The organism is Sinorhizobium fredii USDA 257 (genome assembly GCF_000265205.3).
In the GTDB taxonomy this organism is placed as follows: Bacteria; Pseudomonadota; Alphaproteobacteria; order Rhizobiales; family Rhizobiaceae; genus Sinorhizobium; species Sinorhizobium fredii_B.
On record NC_018000.1, the window covers coordinates 282,764 to 303,267 of the forward strand.

13 protein-coding genes and 1 pseudogene are annotated in these 20,504 nt (G+C 60.8%); 6 read left to right on the top strand and 8 right to left on the bottom strand.

Annotated elements, in window-relative coordinates; all coding sequences use genetic code 11:
• Positions 1-942: 942 nt before the first annotated feature.
• Complete coding sequence (locus USDA257_RS01275) at positions 943-1,830, bottom strand: winged helix-turn-helix domain-containing protein (protein WP_144051885.1); 888 nt, start codon at positions 1,828-1,830, stop codon at positions 943-945.
• 302 nt (positions 1,831-2,132) lie between these two features.
• On the opposite strand from USDA257_RS01275, the gene USDA257_RS37355 reads away from it, so the two are divergent.
• Together USDA257_RS37355 and USDA257_RS01285 are read left to right on the top strand one after the other, a co-directional pair.
• Positions 2,133-2,855, top strand: a complete 723-nt coding sequence (locus tag USDA257_RS37355; RefSeq protein ID WP_041413773.1) for a hypothetical protein — start codon at positions 2,133-2,135, stop codon at positions 2,853-2,855.
• A gap of 4 nt (positions 2,856-2,859) precedes the next feature.
• Positions 2,860-4,098 carry a tyrosine-type recombinase/integrase gene (locus USDA257_RS01285; RefSeq protein ID WP_041413775.1) on the top strand — a complete coding sequence of 413 codons (1,239 nt, stop codon included), beginning with the start codon at positions 2,860-2,862 and terminating at the stop codon, positions 4,096-4,098.
• Between the two features lie 172 nt (positions 4,099-4,270).
• On the opposite strand, the gene USDA257_RS01290 is transcribed toward USDA257_RS01285, so the two are convergent.
• From USDA257_RS01290 to USDA257_RS01305, 4 genes and pseudogenes are all read right to left on the bottom strand, one after another.
• Complete coding sequence (locus tag USDA257_RS01290; RefSeq protein WP_014761052.1) at positions 4,271-5,218, bottom strand: IS630 family transposase; 948 nt, start codon at positions 5,216-5,218, stop codon at positions 4,271-4,273.
• 110 nt (positions 5,219-5,328) lie between these two features.
• Positions 5,329-6,150: pseudogene (locus USDA257_RS01295) on the bottom strand (MBL fold metallo-hydrolase).
• A gap of 461 nt (positions 6,151-6,611) precedes the next feature.
• A complete protein-coding gene (locus tag USDA257_RS01300; RefSeq protein ID WP_014761054.1) occupies positions 6,612-7,028 on the bottom strand; it encodes a cupin domain-containing protein in 417 nt (138 codons plus the stop codon).
• Between the two features lie 11 nt (positions 7,029-7,039).
• A complete protein-coding gene (locus tag USDA257_RS01305) occupies positions 7,040-7,819 on the bottom strand; it encodes an SDR family oxidoreductase (protein ID WP_014761055.1) in 780 nt (259 codons plus the stop codon).
• 488 nt (positions 7,820-8,307) lie between these two features.
• Between USDA257_RS01305 and USDA257_RS01310 the strand changes: the two genes are divergently transcribed.
• Positions 8,308-8,535 (top strand): hypothetical protein, encoded by a 228-nt coding sequence (locus tag USDA257_RS01310; RefSeq protein ID WP_041413777.1) that lies wholly within the window; start codon positions 8,308-8,310, stop codon positions 8,533-8,535.
• 208 nt (positions 8,536-8,743) lie between these two features.
• On the opposite strand, the gene USDA257_RS01315 is transcribed toward USDA257_RS01310, so the two are convergent.
• From USDA257_RS01315 to USDA257_RS01325, 3 genes are all read right to left on the bottom strand, one after another.
• The gene (locus tag USDA257_RS01315; RefSeq protein WP_014761056.1) at positions 8,744-8,986 is read right to left on the bottom strand and encodes a helix-turn-helix domain-containing protein; all 243 of its coding nucleotides are present in this window, start codon (positions 8,984-8,986) and stop codon (positions 8,744-8,746) included.
• Between the two features lie 389 nt (positions 8,987-9,375).
• The gene (locus USDA257_RS01320; protein ID WP_014761057.1) at positions 9,376-9,642 is read right to left on the bottom strand and encodes a DUF2277 domain-containing protein; all 267 of its coding nucleotides are present in this window, start codon (positions 9,640-9,642) and stop codon (positions 9,376-9,378) included.
• A gap of 429 nt (positions 9,643-10,071) precedes the next feature.
• A complete protein-coding gene (locus tag USDA257_RS01325) occupies positions 10,072-15,135 on the bottom strand; it encodes a beta strand repeat-containing protein (protein WP_014761058.1) in 5,064 nt (1,687 codons plus the stop codon).
• 731 nt (positions 15,136-15,866) lie between these two features.
• Between USDA257_RS01325 and USDA257_RS01330 the strand changes: the two genes are divergently transcribed.
• Genes USDA257_RS01330 through USDA257_RS01340 form a run of 3 tightly spaced genes read left to right on the top strand, consistent with a single transcriptional unit; the run spans position 15,867 to position 20,408 of the window.
• The gene (locus USDA257_RS01330; RefSeq protein WP_014761060.1) at positions 15,867-17,921 is read left to right on the top strand and encodes an O-linked N-acetylglucosamine transferase, SPINDLY family protein; all 2,055 of its coding nucleotides are present in this window, start codon (positions 15,867-15,869) and stop codon (positions 17,919-17,921) included.
• A gap of 30 nt (positions 17,922-17,951) precedes the next feature.
• Positions 17,952-19,202 carry a hypothetical protein gene (locus USDA257_RS01335; protein ID WP_014761061.1) on the top strand — a complete coding sequence of 417 codons (1,251 nt, stop codon included), beginning with the start codon at positions 17,952-17,954 and terminating at the stop codon, positions 19,200-19,202.
• A 48-nt stretch (positions 19,203-19,250) separates the two neighbouring features.
• Complete coding sequence (locus USDA257_RS01340; protein ID WP_014761062.1) at positions 19,251-20,408, top strand: UDP-galactopyranose/dTDP-fucopyranose mutase family protein; 1,158 nt, start codon at positions 19,251-19,253, stop codon at positions 20,406-20,408.
• Positions 20,409-20,504 lie beyond the last annotated feature (96 nt).

Sequence of the window (20,504 nt, forward strand, 5' to 3'; positions counted from 1 at the left end):
ACCACGGCGGGCCACCTAACGGGTTCGATGGTGAGGAAACTCCCCCGCTGCACACGTTTACTCATGGGTCGCTCGGGCCTCGGTCTGACCGAGGTCCGCTCCTGGTACGTCAGCAGGCATTGGACTATCGCTTGTTGAACTTCAGCAAAGGGTCCGACAGCAGTCGTAGGCGCGGCGACGCAATGGCAGCAACTCATGTCGCGATGCCGCCCTTCGGCAACCTTGGCTGCGAATTATCTCGCCATCGCGGTCGTTCAGCGTCGTCCCGAAGTAGAGCGGCTTAGAGCCGCCATCGCATTGACTCCTCTTATTGATGGGCGAGGGGCGCTTAGCCTTCTTCCGCTTCTGCGCCGGGCATGCGCATGGGAGCGCGGACGGGTTTCAGATAATGTCTGTCATTGATGGCCGGTTGTTTAGGCCACTACCACCAAGTGGAGGTCGGCCTGCAAATAGGCTTCGATGAAATGGCTGCTTCATCGGCGTCCAGGAAAGGCTGGCTGTCAGCCCGATTCTAAGCTGTGAAGCCCCGGGCCTCTGAAATCATGCGCCGAGTAGCGAGCCGCCCGTTGCCGGTGTGCAGCGAGGACCTTGATCAGGTGCAATCTTGGCTGGACTGCCCCGAAAAACATTCGCCGCCTTTAAAGACGACCCGTGGCTTAGGGACCCAGGATCTCCTTCTTGGACTAGTCGTAGAAACAACAAGGCCAGAATCAAGTCCTCCGGAACGGCTCACAGCAGAGTCATCTGCGCCGTCGCCTAACCCGCATTGTGTTTCGGCTCAGGAAGAACCTAAGGGTAGGGGACTCTAAACTCGGTGCCCGCTTGGTTTTCCGGGGTTGGAGGTAAAATACCTCAGCAGCCTTCGTAGCTGAGAAAACCGGACCTGTGGGGTAAGGTGTAGAGCATACAGGCATCTCCTAAAACTTACCCCTTCACCACCTATTATCCACATTCCCGGGCGATTAGCCTCAAACCTTTGGAATTCAAGCGCGGACCGCATTTATAACCCCATGTGTTTTTGGCCTTCTCCGCGCTAACAAGGCCGAGAAGCTGGAGAGCGGCCAGGTGCCTTTCGATTGTCGTTTTTGGCTTATTCAGGCGGCCGCAAATGCTGGACAGCGTCGTTCCTGGGTGCGCATCAATATCCTGAAGAAGCTGCAATCTCACTGGCGGCACGCTGTCTCGGGCACACCGGATCGCCAGCCGTTCAGCCTCCGCATAGTTGAGCCCGATTGCCATCGCTCCCCGAGCGAGTTGTGCGAGCTGTTTGGCAAAGCGCGTCGGTGCCTCAGGAGCGTGGGCGTCCAGCACATTGCCTCTGCTGTCCACGTCTGTCGTCGTGCGTGCCAGCGTCACGAAATCGGCGATAGCGAGAAACTCGGCTTCATCGACTTCGCCCACGACCTCGGCTGGTTCCGCGAACAGTGCCGCGACGGCTGCTGCCAACTCGTTCCGCATTTCCTTTTCGCGGCCGATATTGCGAATTGCCTGGCGGCCGATCTGCTCGCGATTTTCGTAGCTGTTGATGCGAACGAGTAGAAATCGATCACCCATCGCCCCGACGACGGCATAGGCGCTGTCCCAGGCCGTGGTTACGGCACCGATAACAGTTAGTCGGCCCTCCCAGGTCAGGGTGCGGCCGCCATCGGTGCCGACATTGCGTTGCCAGCGGCCGTCATGGATTTCCCTGAGTGCAGCCAAGGTTGCTCCCCGGACATGGCGATCCATCGACAAGATCGTCGTGAAATCCTTGAAGACAAGGATGCCATCATCACCGATGCGCGAGAGCAGACCGCCGCTCGCCTCTTTTGTCCGGTTGCGCTTCGGCACAGCCGAAAGCAGCGCTCCTTCCGAAGCGATCGTAGAGGTGACCATTGCACCCATGCCGGCGAGTACCTGGACGGTTTCGGTCTTTGCGGCTCCAGGCCCCGAAACAAGCATGAGCCAAAGCGGATCGCCGCCGAGGCGATGCGCCATTGCTGTGGCAAGCACCGCGTCAAGTGCGTCGATGTCATACCCGTTGGACAACCATTTGCGAATAACGCGGCGGAGCGGCTTGCGCCAAGTGGAAAGCAGAGATATTTTGCCCATATAACGGACTTCGCAACAAAATCGTAACAGAGGAGTGGGGCTTGATACCGATTCAGCTAAATTGGAGGCGGCGAAGCGACGGCTTTGAGCTCAAAGTTTTCCAGCGGTCAGATGGTTCCGCGTACAAAGTTGCACAGCCGCGAAGCACCCGGACCGATCCCATCTTTCGTGAGGCGATCAATCTTGAAGACCCGGTCGCGCTCCACTTCGTGAATTGCAACAGCGATGTCCGTTTCATTGCCTTTCTAGACCGGTTCGGCAGTTTAGAAGGGGAGATCAACAAGAGTGGGATCGACCCCGCCCTACCGATGGTTCGCAATCTCAGCCGACGTGGAAGGAGCCGAGCGGCCGTTGAGAGCGAGACCCAAAGCCGGCGGCCTCTCAATCTGGATGAGCTTGAGAACCGGCGCGCCGTCCTGTCGGGTAATATCGCAATGACGAACCCAATGGCGAAAACCGACCCCACCGAAAAAGTGCACTATTTGAACAAGATGATTGACACCGCAGACGCGATTGTCTGGCCGTCCTTCGTTTATTCCGAGGGTAGTATGCGCTTTGTGTTGAAGGCCGACACACTCTACGATTTTATGGTGATGGAAGTCGCCGCAATCCACGAAGCAGGCGCAAGCGCCACATCCTGTGAGCACTGCCACAGGATGTTTCTCACTGGCCCGCTTACCGGCCGGCGATCCCACGCCAGGTACTGCTCCGATCGCTGCAGGGTTGCGGCGATGCGGGTGCGCAATGCTGCCAAGGAGGACTGAGGTCATGTCCGTTCGCAAGCGCAAATGGTCGACGGGCAAAGGCGTGGAGAAAGAAGCCTGGATCGTCGACTATACGGATACCAAAGGTGTGCGGCGGCTAAAGACATTCACGAAGAAGAAGGATGCCGACGCATTTGCTGCAAGAGCTGCTGTCGAGGTTCGTGAAGGCGTTCACGTCGCGGACAGCGCCAGTGTAACTGTTGTTCAGGCCGGAAGATTCTGGATTTCCAGTGCTGAGGGGGCACGGCTCGAGCGATCGACCATCAATCAGTACCGACAGCACTTGGATCTACATATTGCTCCACTCATCGGTGAGAAACTCCTATCCAAGCTGACGGTGCCGACCGTGCGGGAGTTCGAGGACCGGTTGCGCCAGGATGGCCGCTCTCCTGCAATGGTTCGCAAGGTGCTGACCAGCCTTGGGTCGCTGCTTGCTGATGCACAAGAACGAGGGTTGGTCACGCGCAACGCCGTACGCGAGAAGAGCAGGGCCCGCCGCAAGGGCCAAGAAAGACGTCAGGAGAAACGTCACAAGGGTAAGCTCAAGGTTGGCGTAGATATACCTACCCGCGAGGAGATCAAGGCTGTTGTGGCGGTTCTGCAGGGGCGTTGGAGACCGCTGTTTTTAACGGCGATCTTCTGCGGCCTGCGCGCTTCCGAGCTACGAGGGCTTCGTTGGTGCGATGTCGATATGGAAAAGAAGCTGGTCCACATCCGACAGCGGGCGGACCGCTTCAACGAAATTGGCCGGCCGAAGTCAGAGGCGGGAGAAAGAACTGTTCCGGCTCCCCCAATAGTGATCAACGCCCTGCGGGAATGGTGCTTGATTTGTCCGAAGAGGGATGCAGAGCAAAAGGGGGCGGACGGAGAGACACAGAAGATTCTCGATCTAGTCTTTCCGAATGGCAAGGGAAAGGTCGAGTCGCTCGGGAACATTGTCAATCGGGGACTGATACCCATACAGATCGATGCGGGCGTTACTGTCGGTTCGGGCGAAACGGACGAGAACGGTAATGCAATCCTAGTCGCCAAGTACACCGGGATGCACGCGCTAAGGCATTTCTATGCTTCATGGTGCATAAATCGGCGGGAGGATGGCGGCCTAGCGCTTCCGCCTAAGGTGATTCAGGAACGCCTTGGCCACAGCTCAATAGTCATGACAATGGATGTTTACGGTCACTTGTTTCCGCGAGGCGATGACGCCGACGAAATGGCTGAAGCTGAGCGTTCGCTACTGGCTTGATGCGACACAAACGCGACAAGTGCCGCATAACTACCTGAAAATTAACGCTTCGAAGCGGATTGAAAATCCGCGTGTCGGTGGTTCAAATCCGCCTCCGGGCACCATTCAGTCCAGCCAAACCAGTCACCCTGTTGGTCTCGAATAGCCCGATATTTCCGTGGCTTAGAGCGTTTCAGGTTTTGACGGAAGCATATCCGGCGTTGGCGAAGTTGTTGCTGCATTCGTCGGGCTGGAGTGATGGGACAAGGCTGCCGAGGTATTGCCATGTGTGCTCGACGGTTCGATTCTGTGCCGCCCGCATCCAGTGTTTGATTTTGGCGAAGGCCTGCTCGATCGGATTGAGATCGGGCGAGTATGGCGGCAGATACCAGAGCCTTGCGCCGGCGGCTCGGATCATCTGTCGGATTGCCACCGACTTGTGCGAGCCGAGATTGTCCATGATGACGATGTCGCCAGGCTCGAGCACGGGCACGAGCTGTTGTTCGACATAGGCGCGGAAACACTGACCGTTGATCGGTCCGTCGAAGACGCAAGGCGCCGTCAGCCGATCATGGCGCAAAGCGCCGACAAAGGTCAGCGTGCGCCAGTGGCCGTGCGGGGCAAAGCCGCGCAGGCGCTTGCCGCGTGGCCCCCAGCCATAGAGCGGCGCCATGTTGGTCTTGATCCAGGTTTCGTCAATGAACACCAGCCGTCTCGGATCGAGACCGGACTGCCAGGAGCGCCAGCGCTGCCGCCGGCGGGCAATATCGGCACGGGCCTGCTCAAGGGCGAACAGTGTTTTTTTAAATCGTAGCTCCTCGCGGCGCAGGAACCGCCAGACCGTATCGTGCGACACCTTCACCCCACGCGCCGCCAGCTCTTCCTTCAGCCTGTGCAGCGACAAATGCGGCGTCTGGTTAATCCGCTCCGCGATGAACGCACGGTGCGGCTCCAGCACATGCTTGCGGTGGCCGCCCATCTTGCCGGGCGCCACCGACCCGCTCGAACGGTAGCGCTGAGACCACTTCACCGCCGACGATACGGCAATGCCGAAACGAGCCGCCACCGATCGGCAGCTTTCGCCCGCCTCAATGGCGCCAACAACACGTTCACGAAGATCATTCGAAAGAGGTCGCGTCATCAGATGCTGGCCTCCGCTCCAGCCAGCATCTTGAATCACAAAACGGACTAAAACGGAATCCCCGATTCAGTCAAAGCCGGAACCGCTCTAGGGTCAGGATCTAACCCAGGTCAGTAGTCCCAGACGGCCGGTACCCAACGAAAGTGGTCGCCGTCGACCGCCACATGGCAGACGGACGGGAACGGCAGGTGAGTGGCCACCAGCGGTTCGCGGGTCGCCGCCAGCTCCCGGAAGGCGAACCCGGACGCGGGCCGCCTCCTCGGGGTCGTGTTCGAAGCCGTTGTGCCAGTCGGGGTGGTCGAACCCGACCGCGAACACGGCATCGCCGGCGAACGTCAGCCGGTCGCCGCCGGACGCCAGGCGGACCACGCTGTGCCCGGGGGTGTGGCCGCCGGTGCGACGGACGACGACCCCCGGCGCCACCTCGTACTCCTCCTCGAACGGCCGCAACTGGCTCTGGTACTCATTCACGAACCGCTTGGCGGCCGAGCGAAGCGCGTCCGGGAATCCCGGCGGCATTGAGGCGCGGGAGAAATCGGGCGACTCCCAGAACTTGACCTCGGCGGCCGCCACGTGGATCCGCAGGTCCGGACGCAGCCGGTCCTTACCCCGTCGACGAGCAGCCCGCCAATGTGGTCCATGTGCATGTGGGTCAGCACCACGTCGGTCACGGATGCAAGATCGATGCCGGCGGCCTCCAGTCGCTTGATCAACTGCCCTGCCCGCGGCAAGTCCAAGTCCGGGTCCAACCCTAGTCCGGCGTCGATGAGTATGGTCCGGCCGCCGCTGCGCACCACGACCACGTTCAGCGCCCAATCGAGCACGTCCGGAGGCAGGAACATGTCGTCCAGCCAGGCCGCCCGGACGGCCGGGTCGGCGTTGTGTCCCAACATCTCGCCTGGCAGCGTTAGCACCCCATCGCTGACCACCATCACAAGAGAGCAACTGATCACTCTCCTGCCGATCTGGCTCTCCTTGGCGGTTGCCCTTGCTGGTTGCCGGAGACTTATCTTTACCAGGGATCGGCCCTGGCGGCGCAAAGCGCTCGCAGGTTCGGCGGCGTGCCTGCTCCTCGGCATCCTTGGAACTGTGGTCGCAGCCCATGTTCAAGGGACCCGCCGGTATGAACGACATATGCCACCGCTGAAACGGCAGCAAGCCGGCGTCTGATGGCAACCCTGCGTGGAGCAGAGCTCAGCCTTGCTCCACGTCCCCGGGCCAACTCCTCGCATTCTTCACTATCAGCGCCTTGGATTTCAATCAGGTTGTGCTCAACGGCGGGGAGACGTCGGGAAAACTCCCCCTGCAGGAAACCATGAAGGTTAGGACCGGCTTGGATGCTTCCGGACAGAAGCTGGCCGCGAACTCTTCTGCCGCGGCCAGCGCTCGCACATCACTTCTCCAATGGATAAGTCAGTTCGCGTTGGTCTGTGTCGACAACAAAAACGGCCAGCAGCTTTGCGGGTGCCGTTTCACTGTCGTTTGCGCTGACACTGTGTCGGTCGCCCGGCATCTCAGACCAGCTTTCTCCGGCCTTGTAGACCTTCTCCGGCCCATCATTGACCTGGCTGCGAATGGCGCCTTCGAGTACCGTCGCATAGATGAAGGCGGACGGTGGGTGAGTGTGTGCTGCGTTGGATCCACCGGGATCGTATTCCACAAGAACCCCACGGATGCTTTTGCCCGGCACATTTGGAAGCTCATGATCGTAAACGAGCGTCACTTTCGAGGCGGTTTTTGCGTCTCCCGCAACGGCGCTGGTCAAAGGCAGCAAGCTCAGCATTGCAACACGAAAAATATTCGCGAACATTTCGGGTCTCCTTAACTCGCCGCCATGTTGATTTTTTTCTCCTGCTGTGCAGTGACGGCGAACCACTGTTCGAAGGTAATGCTGCCGAGACGCGGGCTCTTGTCCGAAACGAGGGAGTTGGTCTCAAGACGTGCACCGAAATAGCGCGCGTCCGGATCTGCCACGACCTTTCTCGGATCGTTCATCTTCTGGAGGTAGCGCCCGATCAATTCATTGAGCTTTACCCGTTGAGGGCCGGAGATCTCGACGATGCCATTCTGCGGTTGTCCCAATGCCACGTCAGTCATTGCATCCGCGACGTCGTCCGATGCAATCGGCTGTACGAAGGCAGGTGACAGGTGGACCGTGTCGCCGACAGTGCCCGACTGGGCGATGCCGCTAAGGAACTCCATGAACTGTGTGGAGTGCACAATCGTATAAGGAATGCCTGATGTTCGGATCAGGTTCTCCTGCGCCAGCTTTGCGCGCAAGTAGCCGCTCTCCGGCAGGCGTTCGGTGCCGACCACGGACAGTGCTATGTGGTGCCTCACACCTGCGATTTTCTCTGCGGCCAACAGATTCTTGCCCGATGTCTCGAAGAACTCGAGTACGGCCTTGTCCTCGAATGACGGGGAGTTTGCGAGATCAAGGACCACTTCGGCATTCTCGAGAGCGCCGGCGAGGCCTTCCCCCGTAATCGTGTTGACGCCTGTATTCGGCGCCGCAGCGATGACTTCGTGCCCGCGTTTGCGCAAGCGCTCGGCAGTCTTTGACCCGATAAGGCCGGTTCCACCAATAATGACGATTTTCATGGGTTATCTCCAATCGCGGCAGAGGCCGCGTCTAAATCGAATGATCGACGGCAAGTTGGTTCAAACCGGCATCGTTTCCTTCAGAACGCCGCGGCCGGCACTGACCAGAATGCGACTATCCGTCCGGCGAACCCATCCTACCGAAGTATCTGTGGCGCGATGGCAAGGTATAGGACGAATGCGCCCGGCGGATGGGGGCGCTCGTGTCAATGGTTAGCCGACGCCGGAAAACGGCATATGATCGCCGGTAGGACTCTCAGCCTTCAGTACCTCAGCAAGGCGGCCGCCGCCCCGACGCGCACCTCGAGACGGTTCATTATTCACGCACAGGTCCCTGTGCCGGCCGGACGACTTGGTTGTCCTCGACCGGGTCGGTGAAGACGATCGCGTCATCCTCTCGCACCGGTAACTCTTGCATCATTTCGAAGCCGCCGAGCGAAAGCCCAGGGCGGCCGAGATCCGATGGGCCGCTTGGGCCATCATGCCAGATGTCGAGCTGGTTCGATGCCTATGTTCCGACAACCTTCGAGAACTTCGCCGGCCTCGGGCGCAGCGGAAGACGGCCGCTCGCCCTGATCATGGGGCCGTGCCTGCACGGCGATCGCAACCTGACCTTTGCCGGCGACGTCGATTTCGGCCCGAGGGCCCCATTGGCGGCAATGTCGCCGAAAGCTGGCTGGAATTTCGCCGCCGCAGAGCGAGGCCATCGCGGCTGATCGTCGAGATAGCGGGGGCACAAACGAGCGTCCCGCTTTTCAACTGCCGTTCCGGTTTGGCCATTGCCCCTTGAAGACAGAAGGCTGGGCGTCGCATCCGAGAGCAGTGCGACGCCCAATTCCGAGCATCCTGCTTTCAGCCGGAACCGCTGAGAGCAGAAAAGATGCTCTAGGCGTCCTTTGCGCGCTCAAGCGAACGCGCGGCGCTCTAGTTGAGCAGGAACGCGGAGGTTGGCACTCGGAGTGCGGCGGCGATGCGCCTGAGCTTGCCGGGGTCGACATCAGCGCCGAGTTCAATTCTCGTAATTTCAGCGCCGGTCAAACCGCAGGTAAGCGCGAGATCCTCGATGCTATATCCCACCGCTTCGCGAGATTGCCGCACGGCGTCGCCTATATCGATGTGGCCCCGGCAGGTGGCAGAAGCGTCTATACTGTTCATTGAATTTGTCATGAGACGATTCCTTTCGATCATGGGCAAGGAGCGCTCTCTTCGCGTGAAGGGAGCATGCAGCCATGGAAAGCCCCGTTATATATATTTGTTGCAGTGCAATATAAGTTCAAAGAATGACGATGCAAGGCATGACTGGACGCCGCCGTCATCAATTCGTCTCACATCCGCGCCTGTGTGCGCTCCGCTCGACGGTTCTGCGAGTTCTGCAGGCAGCTGCCGAAGCGTGTTTTGACAGGTACATAACGGATATTCGCCGCCTCCAGCGGACGATAACGAAACGCGAGAGAGCTCGCGTCCACCTACCGCGAACGGGTCATCACGAAATGATGCGGCGACGCTGGTGGGTCAGGGCGGTTCCCGGGATGGCGGCGGTGTGACGCCCGGCACAGTCAGCCGAACCGGATCGCCATTCTCGCGCGAGCTTTAGCGGCTTCGTCCTCGCGGTTGCGGGGAGGTTGCGCAGTCTCCAGCGAATCGAGCAGTTCCCGGGCGCATGCGGCGATCGAATTGACCGCGGACTCGAACGCCGCCTCATTGCGTTTCGACGGTTTGGTCGTTCCGCTCAACTTGCGCACGAACTGCAGCGCGGCATCGTGAATTTCCTCGTCCGTCGCCGGCGGATCGAAATTGAACAGGGGTCTTATGTTTCGGCACATGACTTGCTCCCGGTCATCTTCATTTCCCTCACCGTGAGGGCGAGGACTCGATGTCTGCTACTGATTGGTCTTCATCCTCACGTCATCAATCCAGGCATCGAAGGGACAATACGCCACATCGGTCGCAGCTTCTTCGTTATCAATAGTGCGTAAGGACGGATCATTCAATCAAAGCTGAACCTGTCGGGAGCCGTGACAATGCATGCCCTCCGGCCGGCACATTACGCTCACAGCGAACAGGCGAATTCGGCATCAGAGCCCGGTGAGGCTGGAAGGGTGTGTGCCAGAGGCATCGGGCGAATTGCAACGGCCCCACCTTTGTCGAGGTGGGGCCGTAAGCTCGATGAGATCAGGCTTGGGCTACAGACGGTTGTCCTGACTGATCACACGTTCGGTGCCGGGGGACCAGGTCCCCCGGCACCGATGCCGTTAGATGGCCTGGTATGCCGCGATAATCGCCTCCACCTGCGAGCCGTCCAGAGCTTCTACCTGCGTTGAGGTGACGGCCAGCAACTGGTCGCTGGAGAGGCTCAGGATATCGTCCGTGGACAGACCGGCCAGGGCAGTCGTGCTGATCGCGGCGATATCGGCGGTCGAGAAGGTCGCGAGATCCTCCGTGGAAAGCGCCGCAATGTCGGCCGAGTCGAGCGCTGCGACCTGTGCTGAAGTCAGCGCTTCGACCTGTGTGGAACTCAGCGCGTCGATCTGGTCGGAGCTCAAGGCGCCGATGACCTTCGTGCTCAGGGCTGCGACCTGATCGGTGGTGAGCGCCGCGACATTGTCCGTGCTGAGCGCGGCCAGTTGCGTCGAGGTCAGGGCTCCGATCTGGGCCGAGGTGAGCGCCGCGACCTGATCCGAAGTGAGCGCCCCGATCTGGGCGGTGGAGAGCGCCGCGACCTGGGTGGTCTTCAGCGCCGATGCCTGATCGGTGGACAGTGCCGCGAGATTGTCGGTGGAAAGACCCGTCAGCGCGGTGACCGTGATCGCCGCAATGTCGGCGGTCGAGAAGGTCCCCAGATCCTCGGAGGCCAAGGCTGCCAGTTGCGCCGACCCGAGCGCGGCCACTTGTGCCGTGGTCAGGGCTTCAGCCTGATCGGAGCTCAGCGCTTCGATCTGTGCTGAAGTCAGAGCCGCCACCGTCTTCGAATTCAGCGCCGCGACCTGGTCGGTGGAGAGCGCCGCGACATTGTCGGTAGAGAGCGCCGTAATCTGCGCGGAGCTCAGGACCCCGACCTGGGACGAGGTGAGCGCCGTGACCTGGTCCGAAGTGAGCGCGGCGATCTGGGCGGTCGAGAGCGCTGCGACCTGGCCGGTCTTCAGGGCTGCTGCCTGATCGGTCGACAGTGCCGCGACATTGTCGGTCGTAAGACCCGACAGGGCGGTCGCGGTGATTGCCGCAATCTCCGAAGTCGAGAATGTCGCAATATCCTCGGAAGCCAGAGCCGCGATGTCGGCCGAGTCCAGAGCGGCGATCTGGGCTGAGGTCAGAGCCTCCGCCTGATCGGAGCTCAGGGCACCGATCTGAGCCGAGCTCAGCGCTGCGACCGTCTTCGAGTTCAGCGCCGCGACTTGGTCGGTGGAGAGCGCCGCGACATTGTCGGTGGAGAGAGCCGTGATCTGCGCCGAGGTCAGCGCACCGACCTGGGACGAGGTGAGCGCCGCGACCTGGTCCGAGGTGAGGGCGGCGATCTGGGCCGTCTTCAGCGCCACGACCTGGGTCGTCTTCAGAGCTGCGGCCTGATCGGTGGAAAGCGCCGCGACGTTGTCGGTGCTGAGACCCGCCAGTGCCGTGACCGTGATCGCTGCGATGTCGGCGGTCGAGAAGGTTCCGATATCCTCCGAGGCCAGAGCCGCAATCTGCGTCGAGGTCAGCGCCGCCACTTGCGCCATGGTCAGAGCCTCAGCCTGGTCGGAGCTCAGGGCTTCGATCTGTGTCGAGGTCAGAGCTGCGACGCTCTTCGAGTTCAAGGCTGCGACCTGATCGGTGGAGAGCGCCGCGACATTGTCGGTGGAGAGCGCCTTCACCTGCGTCGAAGTCAGAGCTCCGACCTGCGACGAGGTGAGCGCCGTGAGCTGGTCCGAGGTGAGAGCGGCGATCTGGGCGGTGGAGAGCGCCGCGACCTGCGTGGTCTTCAATGCCGCAGCCTGATCGGTGGACAGGACTGCGAGATTGTCGGTGGAGAGGCCGCCGAGCGCACTGACCGTGATGGCCGCAATGTCGGCGGTCGAGAAGGTCGCGAGATCCTCCGAGGCCAAGGCGGCGAGCTGCGTCGAGCCAAGTGCAGCCACTTGCGCCGTGGTCAGAGCCTCGGCCTGGTCGGAGCTCAAGGCGTCGATCTGGACCGAGGTCAGAGCTGCGACCGTCTTCGAGTTCAGCGCCGCCACCTGATCGGTGGAGAGTGCGGCGACATTGTCGGTGGAGAGCACCGAAATCTGCGTCGAACTCAGGGCTCCGACCTGGGACGAGGTGAGCGCCACGACCTGATCCGAGGTGAGTGCGCCGATCTGGGCGGTCTTCAGAGCAGCGATCTGAGTGGTCTTCAATGCTGCGGTCTGGTCGGTCGACAGTGCCGCGACATTGTCGGTCGAGAGGCCCGCGAGCGCTGCGACAGTAATGGCTGCAATGTCGGCGGTCGAGAAGGTTGCGATATCTTCCGAGGCCAGAGCACCCAATTGTGCCATGGTCAAAGCGGCGACCTGCCCCGAAGTCAGTGCTTCGAGCTGATCGGAGCTCATGGCGTCGATCTGCACCGTCGTCAAAGACGCCAGGGTCTTGGTGTTGAGGGCCGCGACTTGGTCGGTGGAAAGTGCCGCGAGGCTGTCGGTGCCGATCGCGGACGCTTGCGTCGAGGTCAGCGCGCCGACCTGAGTGGTGCTCAGGGCGGCGATCTGGTCCGAGGTAAGGGCGGCGATCTGCGTGCTCTTCAGCGCTGCGACCTGGGTGGTCTTCAGGGCTGCGGCTTGATCCGTGGACAGTGCCGCGACATTGTCGGTGCTGAGACCCGCGAGCGCGGCCACAGAAATCGCCGCAATGTCGGCGGTCGAGAAGGTTGCGATGTCTTCCGACGCCAAGGCGGCCAGCTGTGTCGAGCTGAGCGCGCCGACAAGAACCGAGGTCAAAGCCTCGACCTGGGTGGAGCTCAGGGCTTCGATCTGTGCCGAGCTTAGGGCCGAGACGGTCTTCGAGTTCAGTGCCGCCACCTGGTCCGTGGAGAGAGCCGCAATATTGTCGGTGCTGATTGCGGACACCTGCGACGATGTCAGCGCTCCGACCTGGGAGGAGCTCAGGGCGGCAATCTGGTCCGAGGTGAGGGCGGCGATCTGGGCGGTCTTCAGCGCTGCAACCTGGGTGGTCTTCAGCGCTGCGGCCTGGTCGGTGGAGAGTACCGCGACATTGTCGGTGCTAAGGCCGGTCAGTGCAGTGACCGTGATTGCCGCGATATCGGCGGTCGAGAAGGCGGCAATATCCTCCGAGGCAAAAGCCGCGATCTGCGTCGAGCTGAGCGATGCCACTTGTGCCGTGGTCAGGGCCTCAGCCTGATCCGAGCTCAAGGCTTCGACCTGTGCCGAGCTCAGCGCTGCGACGCTCTTCGAGTTCAAGGCTGCGACCTGGTCGGTGGAGAGCGCCGCGACATTGTCGGTGGAGAGCGCCTTCACTTGCGTCGAGGTCAGGGCTCCGACCTGGGACGAGGTGAGCGCCGTGACTTGATCCGAGGTAAGGGCGGCAATATGCGTGGACTTCAGCGCTGCGACCTGGGTAGTCTTCAGCGCCGCGGCTTGATCGGTGGAGAGTGCGGCGACATTGTCGGTGGAAAGACCTGCGAGCGCGGCCACGGTGATCGCTGCAATGTCGGCGGTCGAGAAGGCGGCGATATCCTCCGAGGCGAAAGCCGCAATCTGCGTCGAGGTCAGCGCCGCCACTTGTGCCGTGGTCAGGGCCTCGGCCTGGTCGGAGCTGAGGGCGCCGATCTGTGCCGAAGTCAGTGCCGCGATCGCCTTCGAATTGAGCGCCGCGACCTGATCGGTGGAGAGTGCCGCGACATTGTCGGTGGAGAGCGCCGAAACCTGGGTCGAGCTCAGGGCTCCGACCTGGGACGAGGTGAGAGCCACGACCTGGTCGGAGGTGAGGGCGGCAATCTGCGTCGTCTTCAGCGCTGCGAGCTGGCTGGTTTTCAGCGCTGCGGTCTGATCGGTGGAGAGCGCCGCGACATTGCCGGTGCTAAGACCCGACAGGGCAGTCGCGGTAATAGCCGCAATCTCCGAGGTCGAGAAAGTTGCGATATCTTCGGAAGCGAGGGCCGCAATATCGGCCGAATCCAGCGCGGCGATCTGTACGGCGGTCAGCGCCTCGACCTGATCGGAGCTCAGGGCGCCGATCTGTGCCGAGCTCAGCGCTGCGACAGTCTTCGAGTTGAGGGCTGCGACCTGGTCGGTGGAGAGTGCGGCGACATTGTCGGTGGTGAGCGCCGAAATCTGCGCGGAGGTCAGCACGCCGACCTGCGACGAGGTGAGCGCCACGACCTGGTCCGAGGTGAGGGCGGCGATCTGGGCGGTCTTCAGCGCTGCGACCTGGGTGGTCTTCAATGCCGCGGCCTGGTCTGTAGACAGTGCCGCAACATTGTCGGTGGTAAGACCCGTCAGCGCCGTGACCGTGATTGCCGCAATGTCGGCGGTCGAGAAGGCGGCAATATCCTCCGAGGCCAGAGCTGCAATCTGCGTCGAGGTCAGCGCAGCGACTTGTGCCGTGGTCAGAGCCTCAGCCTGGTCGGACGTCAGCGCGCCGATCTGTGTCGAAGTCAGAGCTGCGACGCTCTTCGAGTTGAGTACTGCGATCTGGTCGGTGGAGAGCGCGGCAATATGGTCGGTGCTCAGGGCCTTCAACTGCGTCGAGCTCAGGACTGCGACCTGCGACGAGGTGAGCGCCGTGACCTGGTCCGTCGTGAGGGCGGCGACTTGGGCGGTCTTCAGCGCTGCGACCTGGGTGGTCTTCAGCGCAGCGGCCTGGTCGGTCGACAGGGCCGCGAGATTGTCGGTGGAGAGACCTGCGAGCGCGGTGACGGAGATCGCCGCGATCTCGGCGGTCGAGAAGGCGGTGACGTCTTCCGAGCTCAAAGCCGCGATTTGCGTCGAGGTGAGGGCGGCCACTTGCGCCGTGGTCAGAGCCTCGGCCTGGTCGGAGGTCAATCCGTCGATCTGTGCCGAGCTCAGAGCCGCTACCTGGGACGTCGCGAGGCTTGCAATCTTGGCCGCATCGATGGCTGCCAACTGGTCGAGGCTGATGCCAGCGACGGAGGTTGCCGAAATGGCGCTCAATTGTGCGGTGGTGAAGGTCGCGACATCCTCGGTATCGAGCGCCGCGATTTGGGTCGAGGAGAGTGCCTTGACCTGGGCGGTCGTCATTGCCGCAACATCTGTCGTGGTCAGAGAGGCAATGACGGTCGTCGACAGAGACTTGATCTGGTTGACGCTCAGAGAAGAGATGATGGAAGTCATGGACGCGAGCCTTCAAAGTTAATCGCTGTGGAATTCACCCCGTTGGCGCCGACCGTGCGACAAGCGCTGGGAACCCATGAGGGTCCAAGCGCGTGATGCGTGCGACCACATGCGACGCCCGTCCACCCGGACGCGAGACCAGCTTCGGCTGTCAAACCGTCCTGATGGGCGAAAATATCGGGTTGAGGGACATGGCTCGCGTGAGCCCTAGCGTTCGGAAAGCTTCATGCAGACAGGACGAGTGCGTCCTATTTCCTACGCCTATGAATGAAACCTTACCCTTGGCGAGATCGGTTCCGTCACCTTCGCCGCAGCCTCATCCGGCGGTTGCTGACTGCGGTACTCGGTTACTACGACTAGCGACGAAAGTTAAAATTTTAGTTAACGGCGCGGACCAAAGCGAGTGCCGCAATGTTCCACCGGACTCAACCTGCGAGCGACGATTCGGGACGCAAGCTCATGTTTGACGCGACGCTACACATCGAGTTGGTGGTTGGCAATATTCAGCGAACCTAAAATGCCGAGAGGGTCGATGACGGCCCTCTGCCGCTTCTTGCGTGCCGCGCGACGAGAAACTGCGCAAGCGGATTCCGTCTATCTCGAACGATACCCGCTCCACAAGCAGTCGAGGAGGCGCAAGCCCAAGGCAAGCTAATCCGGTTAATGGCCTAAAATAGCATTCGAACATGTTCGCAGCGTCGGTCGTCAACTCGCCTGTCAGTGGGAATTCCATGACCATCTATACTCATCTCGCCTCGGATCCTGCTTCGCCACTTGCCGGTTTCTTGGAAAGGGCGCGTCAGCAGCGGCTTCCGCTGACGGAGTTGTTCCAGTTCGCGGAAAGTTTCAATGCGGCCGGGCAAAGAGAGCAGGCCGCCGAACTCTACAAATCCTGGATCGCCTACAACGACTCCAATCCGCTACTGCACCTGGTCTATTTCAACTACTCCGTCACGCTGCGCCAGATGGGTGATCTCGCCGGCTCCATTCATGCGCTGCGCGGTTGCCTGAAGCTCGAACCGCGCTTCGGTCAGGGCCATATCAATCTCGGCCGCGCGCTGGAGGATGCCGGTCTGACGGGACAGGCGATTCAACAATGGCAAGCCTATGCCGAGACGACTTCCGAAATCACGCCGGAGCGCGTTGCTCATCGCCTGATGGTGCTCCAGCACATGGGTCGGGTGCTCGAGAATGCCGGTCTGATGGAGGAGGCGGAAAACACGCTCTGGAAGGCGATCGAGTTGAGGCCGGACAAGACCGAGGCCGGTCAGCATTGGACCTCGCTGCGGCAACGCCAATGCAAGTGGCCGACATTGGTTCCTTCGGAGCATGTCTCGGCTCGGCAACTGCTCGATGCGCTGTCACCGTTGACCCTTGCCTGTTATGCCGACGATCCGGTCTTCCAGCTTGCCAAGGCCTATCGCTACTGCAAGTCGCTGGTGGGCCGCCCCGATTTGAGCGACTTCCCGAAGCTTCAGCCCCGCCGCAAAACCGGAACCGGGCAACGATTGCGTGTCGGCTATGTGTCGTCAGACCTGCGCGATCACGCGGTCGGCTTCGCCCTCAGCGAAGTCTTCGAGACGCACGACAAGAACAGCGTCGAAATCTATGCCTATTATTGCGGCGAAGTGCGGACCGGCGACGCGACGCAGACGCGGATGATGAGCGCCATCGACTGCTGGCGCGATATTTCCACGGTCAGTGACAGCGATGCTGCCAAGCGGATCATTGCCGATGAAATCGACATCCTCGTCGATGTCAACGGCTACACGAAACATGCCCGCACTAGGATCTTCGCCTATCGGCCGGCACCGGTGATTGTCACCTTCTGTGGCTACCCGGGTACCATGGGCAGCCCCTTCCACCAGTACATCATCGCCGACGAGCACATCATCCCGCCGGAAAACGAGATCTACTATTCGGAAAAGGTGCTGAGGATACCCTGCAACCAACCCGTCGACCGCAAGAGGCAGATCGCGCCGCGGCCGAGCCGTGCCGAAGTGGGGCTGCCCGAGGATGCCTTCATATTCGCTTGCTTCAACGGCATGCAGAAGATCACCGCCGCATGCTTCGACCGCTGGATGGCGATCCTTTCCGCGACCCCGGGCAGCTTCCTCTGGCTGCTTGGCGGTGGCGAGGATGTCGATCAGCGCCTCAAGCAGGCAGCCGAACAGCACGGTGTGGCGCCCGAGCGCCTGATCTTCGCTTCCAAGGCTCCCAACCCCAAGCATCTGGCGCGCATCGGATTGGCCGACCTGTTCCTCGACACCTTTCCTTATGGCGCGCACTCCACCGCAGGCGACGCGCTCACGATGGGACTGCCCGTCCTGACGTTCCCCGGCAACGGCTTCGCATCGCGCTTCTGCTCGAGCATCGTCGCCGCGGCAGGCGTGCCGGAGCTCATTTGCGACGGACCGGACGACTTCGTCCGGAAGGCGATCGGATTTGCCCGGGACCGCCAAAGCCTCGCAGCTGTCAGGCAGGCCCTGGAGAGCCGCCGCGAGGCCAGCGTATTGCGCGACATCCCGGCTCTCGTTCGGCGCCTGGAGGAGCTGTTCTGGCAAATGCAGGGTGAGTGCGAGCGCGGCGAAACGCCTGTGCCCGATCTCGGCAATCTCGACATCTATTACGAGATCGCGGCGGAGTTCATGAAGGAAAACGTGGAGTTCGCTGACAGCACCGCCTATCGGCAGCAGTACGTCGCGAAACTGGCTGAGTGGCATGCCTTTTCGCCGATCCCGTTCGACTCCCGCTTGTGGACAGCGGCGACAGCCGACGTGCGTTGAGCGGCACCAGTTTCAGACAGTGAGGATGATATGGCTCCGGTTATACTTGTCACATTTGCAGGCAGACAGAAGAGGATGGAAATCCTCACCCGCTACATCCATTCCGCCCTGGATGCCGGGATAATTGATGAATGGCATGTCTGGGATTTCACCCGCTCGCAACAGGATCATGAGTGGGTGACGCGCGAATTCGGACCCGTCCGCTATATGGGTTCCGCTGCGCCCTATCAGTCCAACGGATCGGTAGCTCCCAATCAAGCGCTGCGCCTCAGCGCGACGATCACCAACGACCTTCATATCGCCATCGTTCCGAACGGCAGCGAAGACTATTTCGAACTGGTTGTCGGCGGTTGGAGCAACTCGCATTCCGTATTGCGGAAACTGCCGCTGAGCCAGCTCAAGAGTTTCGATCGCAATGATGTCCCGGCCCTGTGGAGCCGACCCACCCCCGGCATCCTGTCGCCAGGCACTGCCAATCAGATTGTTCTCAGCATCGATGCGGCAGGTGTTCCCTCCCTCCATGTCAACAACGTGGCGATCGGCCGCTGGAGCGAGCTGGACCTGTCGTCCGGCGCGTCCGTCATGGTCCGCGGCGGCTGGGGTGCCGACCTGGAGCTCGGCAATGTACGGTCGCGGATACAGCGGTTCGTCGGCAATCCGAACGAGCAGATGCCCTATTGGCAGGCCTATGATTACTACGCCAAGCGGCTGAAAACCTTTTCGGATTCCATATTCCTGAAATGCGACGACGACATCGTCTATATGGATCTCGAAAAGCTCAGCGATTTCATCGAATTCAGGCGAACCAATCCGAAATATATCGTTGTTTCCGCCAATGTGGTGAACAACGGGGTTTGCGCCCACTGGCAGCAGGTGGCGGGCTCCATTCCCGAAGGGGTTGGCCATTTTGAACGGCCGCCGGGCGGGTTTGGCGGTAGCCTCTGGCAGAGCGCGCAACGGGCCAACGAGCTGCACGACTATTTCCTGCAGACCAACAGCAAGCATCTGCCTTTGCCGAGCAGGGTGATCGAGTGGACTGAACGCCAGTCGATCAACTTCATCGCCTGGCTGGGCAAGGACCTCGTGCATATGGCCCTGCCGAAGGGCGATGACGAACGCGCGCTTACGGTCGATCTGCCGATGCTGCTCGAGCGACCCACGGCGATCTACTCGGACTTCACCGTCAGCCATTTGAGCTTCGGACCCCAGGAGCAGGGCCTGGCCTTGGATCGCTTGATCGACGCCTATGACGAGCTGATGCGCAGCGCGCTCGCTGCGTAACAACCTTTCACCTCGGAATATCTCAATACGGGACTGGAGCGTCTTCGAATGCGCGCAAGCGGAAGAATCGGTATCGTCGGGGCAGGATTGTCGGGTGCAGTCATTGGCCGTGAACTGGCCGAGGCGGGTCATCAGGTCGAGATCTTCGATGCGCGAGAGCATATCGCCGGAAACTGTCATACGGAGCGCGACGAAGACACCGGCGTCATGATCCATGTCTATGGTCCGCATATCTTCCACACGGACGACCGCGAAGTCTGGGACTATGTCAACAGCTTCCAGACCTTCCTGCCCTACAAGAACCGTGTGAAGACGACATCGGGGGACCAGGTCTATTCCCTTCCAGTCAACCTCCACACGATCAATCAGTTCTTCGGCAAGACCTTCAGGCCCGACGAGGCCCGTGCCTTCATCGAAGCGCAGGCGGACAGGTCGATCGAGGACCCGCAAACCTTCGAAGAGCAAGCGCTTCGCTTTGTGGGCAAGGACCTCTACCAGGCCTTCTTCCAAGGCTATACGCAAAAGCAGTGGGGCTGCTCGCCGACGGAGCTGCCGTCGTCCATCCTGAAACGGCTTCCAGTGCGTTTCAACTATGACGACAATTACTTCGCGCACAAATATCAGGGCATGCCGGAGAACGGCTACACCGATATGGTCGGCTGCATTCTGGACCATGCCAACATCAATGTGACCTTGAACGCGCGTTTTGATCGGGCGCAAAAGGACGATTTTGCGCATGTGTTCTATTCCGGTTCGCTCGATGGCTATCTGGACCACGAATTCGGACCGCTGGGCTATCGAACGCTCGACTTCGAGCGCTTCAACTATGACGGCGACTATCAGGGTTGCGCGGTCATGAACTACGGCGATGTGTCCGTGCCCTATACCCGCATCACCGAGCATAAGCATTTCTCGCCCTGGGAAGAGCATAAGGGCTCGGTCTGTTACCGGGAGTTCTCCCGTACCTGCGGTCCCGACGACATCCCCTACTATCCAATCCGCCTCGTCAGGGACAAGGAACAGCTGGCCCAATATGTTGAGCGGGCAAGCCTGGAAGCGTCGATCACCTTTGTCGGGCGGCTCGGCACCTATCGCTATCTCGACATGGATGTGACCATTCGTGAGGCGCTCGATACGGCACGGCTTTACCTTGCCCGAACGGCGGAAAATGCCTCGATGCCGGTATTCCTGCATTCGCCGATCTGATCGTCGTTGTTGCGGACCAGCGCCATCGAACCGCCTCGATATGCTCGCGACCCGATCGGCAGACGCTCCGGTCGGAAAGTGAATTATGCGAGCGGG

Coding starts and splice junctions, on each gene's coding strand:
- USDA257_RS01305 (WP_014761055.1), bottom strand. CDS start 7,819: ATGAAAATCGTCATTATTGGTGGAACCGGCCTTATCGGGTCAAAGACT.
- USDA257_RS01285 (WP_041413775.1), top strand. CDS start 2,860: ATGTCCGTTCGCAAGCGCAAATGGTCGACGGGCAAAGGCGTGGAGAAA.
- USDA257_RS01315 (WP_014761056.1), bottom strand. CDS start 8,986: ATGACAAATTCAATGAACAGTATAGACGCTTCTGCCACCTGCCGGGGC.
- USDA257_RS01330 (WP_014761060.1), top strand. CDS start 15,867: ATGACCATCTATACTCATCTCGCCTCGGATCCTGCTTCGCCACTTGCC.
- USDA257_RS01340 (WP_014761062.1), top strand. CDS start 19,251: ATGCGCGCAAGCGGAAGAATCGGTATCGTCGGGGCAGGATTGTCGGGT.
- USDA257_RS01290 (WP_014761052.1), bottom strand. CDS start 5,218: ATGACGCGACCTCTTTCGAATGATCTTCGTGAACGTGTTGTTGGCGCC.
- USDA257_RS01320 (WP_014761057.1), bottom strand. CDS start 9,642: ATGTGCCGAAACATAAGACCCCTGTTCAATTTCGATCCGCCGGCGACG.
- USDA257_RS01325 (WP_014761058.1), bottom strand. CDS start 15,135: ATGACTTCCATCATCTCTTCTCTGAGCGTCAACCAGATCAAGTCTCTG.
- USDA257_RS01335 (WP_014761061.1), top strand. CDS start 17,952: ATGGCTCCGGTTATACTTGTCACATTTGCAGGCAGACAGAAGAGGATG.
- USDA257_RS01300 (WP_014761054.1), bottom strand. CDS start 7,028: ATGTTCGCGAATATTTTTCGTGTTGCAATGCTGAGCTTGCTGCCTTTG.
- USDA257_RS01310 (WP_041413777.1), top strand. CDS start 8,308: ATGTCGAGCTGGTTCGATGCCTATGTTCCGACAACCTTCGAGAACTTC.